The sequence below is a fragment of the Streptomyces sp. AcH 505 genome, from assembly GCF_000818175.1.
Lineage (GTDB): Bacteria > Actinomycetota > Actinomycetes > Streptomycetales > Streptomycetaceae > Streptomyces.
The window spans coordinates 4,173,076-4,176,019 of record NZ_JTIY01000001.1 but is presented as its reverse complement, the minus strand read 5'-3'; the positions used below and the strand labels follow the sequence as shown (position 1 = coordinate 4,176,019).

Annotated in this window: 3 protein-coding genes and 1 pseudogene; 3 read left to right on the top strand and 1 reads right to left on the bottom strand. The window is 73.4% G+C overall.

Annotated features, from left to right (window positions below; translation table 11 throughout):
• Positions 1 to 850, top strand: a pseudogene (locus tag HY68_RS19105) (SMI1/KNR4 family protein); the annotation flags it as partial.
• Entirely contained in the window at positions 847 to 1,410 is a 564-nt protein-coding gene (locus HY68_RS19100; protein ID WP_041990485.1) for a GNAT family N-acetyltransferase, read from the top strand. The pseudogene HY68_RS19105 and the gene HY68_RS19100, both read left to right, overlap by 4 nt.
• A gap of 60 nt (positions 1,411 to 1,470) precedes the next feature.
• Here HY68_RS19100 and HY68_RS19095 read toward each other — a convergent pair whose 3' ends face one another.
• Positions 1,471 to 1,746 carry a hypothetical protein gene (locus tag HY68_RS19095; protein ID WP_041990484.1) on the bottom strand — a complete coding sequence of 92 codons (276 nt, stop codon included), beginning with the start codon at positions 1,744 to 1,746 and terminating at the stop codon, positions 1,471 to 1,473.
• Positions 1,747 to 1,935: 189 nt separating this feature from the next.
• Here HY68_RS19095 and HY68_RS19090 point away from each other — a divergent pair.
• The coding region (locus HY68_RS19090; RefSeq protein WP_078863679.1) for a sialidase family protein at positions 1,936 to 2,944 on the top strand (1,009 nt) is incomplete at its 3' end.

Below are 2,944 nucleotides of genomic sequence, written 5' to 3'. Positions count from 1 at the left end.
GATCGCCGCCGCCGTGCCGGACTGGGAGCCGGGCGGCGCCGGTGAGATAGCCCCCGTCCGGCTGCTGTCGGACCCGGTCCTCGGGCCTGTGATCACCCCGGAGCGCGGCAGGTTCATCCTGGAGACACCGCGCGCCGGGCACGGCGACCCCGAGCGCGCCGAGGAGACCGCGCCCGGTACGGCCGCCACGTCGGCGCAGGACGGTCTCGACTGGCTCGCCGGGTCCGAGCAGTACGGCAGCGGGTATCGCTTCGTGTGTGTGCACGGCGTCTCGCCGCAGGAGCTGGCCACGCGGGCAGGCCACGGACCGCTGCTGCCGCCCTGCGACGAAGGGCAGGTCCGGCGGATCCAGTTCCGCGGTGACGACAAGCAGGTCGCGCGCGTCGGGGCGGGCGGGGGCGGCTGGAGCTTCGCGTTCGAGACGGTGACCGACCGCTACGAGCCCGGGCGGGTCGAAGGCCCGGCGGACGAGGCGTCGGCCGGCACCCGGTCGGTGGTGGTGTGGGCGGAGCGCGGCAGCGCGTCGGGGCGTACGGCAGGCACCTTCCACTTCAGTTACGCGCGCGACGGGCAGCGGGTGTACGGATTCACCGTCCATGGCGGGAAGACCGAGCAGTGGGGGCCGCTGCCCGACAGCCTCGATCCCGGGGTGCTGCTGCCGGGGGCGGGCGTCCCCGAGCTGGACGTGGACGACGAGTTCGAGGCGCTGGCCGCGATAGCGGAGGAGTTCGGGCTCTCCCTGCCGTCCTTCGCGATCCAGCACGGGCGGCTGCATGCCGTCGAGTCGCGGGAGTGGATCAGGCCGCCGGGTCCCGGCGAGCCGTACGCCATCCTGGGCCGGAACCGATGATCCAGGCAGGCACGATCGGCACGGAGCGGCTGACACTGCTGCCGCTCCGCGTCGAGCACGCCGAGGAGATGGTCGTCGTCCTGTCCGACCCGGCGCTGCACACCTTCATCGGCGGGACGCCCGCGACCGGGGCCGAGCTGCGCGCGCGGTACGAGCGGCAGACGGCCGGTTCCCCCGACCCCCGGGTGTCCTGGTGCAACTGGGTGATCGAGACGGACGGCGGACGGCTGGTGGGGACGGTCCAGGCCACGGTCACGGAGTCGGAGCCGGAGCCGGAACCCGAGCCTGGACCCGAGTCGGAACCGAAGCCGGAGACGGAGCCGGCCGACGGCGCGGGTCCTGTCGCCGAGATCGCCTGGGTGGTGGGCACGCCCTGGCAGGGCAGGGGCATCGCCACCGAGGCCGTCAGGGCGCTGGTGGACCGGCTCGGCGCCGAGGGCGTACGAAGTTACGTCGCGCACATCCACCCGGACCACGCCGCGTCGGCGGCGGTCGCGGCTGCGGCCGGTCTTGCGCCCACCGACGAACGGCACGAAGGCGAGATCCGCTGGCGCCGCTGAACGGAGCGGCGCCAGCGGACCGGGTCGGTCGGTCGGGCTGGTCGGATCGGTGCGCGGCGGTCAGCGGATCAGGGCGCGGACCATCCGGCATGTCGTGTCCGAGGGGCGGTGGATCCCGACCCGGTCGGCTGTCGCGCGTATCCGTCGGTTGTCGGCGTTGGCCGGGTGGTACACACCCGTGTCGAGCAGGGCGATGGCCAGACGCATGGCCTTGAGCCGTCGGTTGTGGGTCACATACCACTCACGGGGCTGCCCGGCGGGCAGCGGCTTGCGCTTGAGGGGCGGCAGGATCTCGAAGGGTTTGGTGGTGATTGTCGTGATCGTGGCAACAGCCATTCGGCGACCTCCCGGCACGGTGGTTGGAACCCTCACGAACTCCCTCTATTTTACCGCCCCCCACTGACAATCACCCCTGGCCAGAGGGTGTTTGACAGGGGGCACACGGTACGGCTGTGACCCCGGGGACAGGCTCCGCGCGTGGCGCTCACCCGGTGATCGTTTTGTCCGGCTATCTTCCTTTTCGATATGAGAATCTGTCGACGCGCCTTGTTTCCGCTGGCCTTGTGCGTTGCCACGGCCCTTCCGCCGAGCCTGGCCGCCGACCCGGCCGGCGCCGCGCCCGCGCCCTGCCCGGCCTCCGTGCCGTACCGGTCGGGGACCGCCGGGTATCACACGTTCCGTATCCCGGCGGCGCTCCAGGTGCCCGGGGGCGCGCTGCTGGCCTTCGCCGAGGGCAGGCGTGACTCGACGGCGGACGACGGGAACATCGATCTGGTGCTGCGCCGCTCCTTCGACGGCGGCTGCACCTGGCAGCCGCTCCAGGTGGTCGCGGACGCCGGGGCCGACACCGTCGGCAATCCCGTGCCGGTGGTCGACCCGCGCAGCGGGGACGTGGTGCTGCTGTCCTGCCGGACGCTCGGCGGCGCGACCGAGCGGCAGGTGCGCTCCGGCGCCGTCCCTGCGTACGTACGGCGGGTCTTCCTCCAACGCAGCACGGACGGCGGTGCGAGCTGGTCGCCGCAGCGGGACATCACCGACGAGGTGAAGCCCGGGGACTGGCGCTGGTACGCGACCGGACCCGGCCACGGCGTGGCACTGCGCCACGGACACCGGCGGGGGCGGCTGCTGACGCCGGCGAACCACAGCTCGGCCGTCACGGGGAAGGGCGGCGCGCATGCCCTGTACAGCGACGACGGCGGGCTGAGCTGGCGGATCGGCTATCGCAGCGGCGTACCGGACGAGGCGCTGGCGCTCAGCGAGACCACCCTGGTGGAGCTGCCCGGCGGCCGGATCTATGTCAACGCCCGCGCCCATGAGGCCGCTTCGGGCAGCAACCGCGCCGCCGCCTACAGCGGCGACGGCGGGCTGACCCTGTCGTCGGCGTTCCGGCCGCAGCCGCAGCTCACCGGGCCTGTGGTGCAGGCGAGCGTGATGCAGAGCGGCACGGCAGGGACAGGGCCGCTGCTCTTTTCGGGCCCCGCCGACCCCGCGGGCCGCCGCCGGATGCGGGTGTGGGCGAGCCGTGACGGCGGGG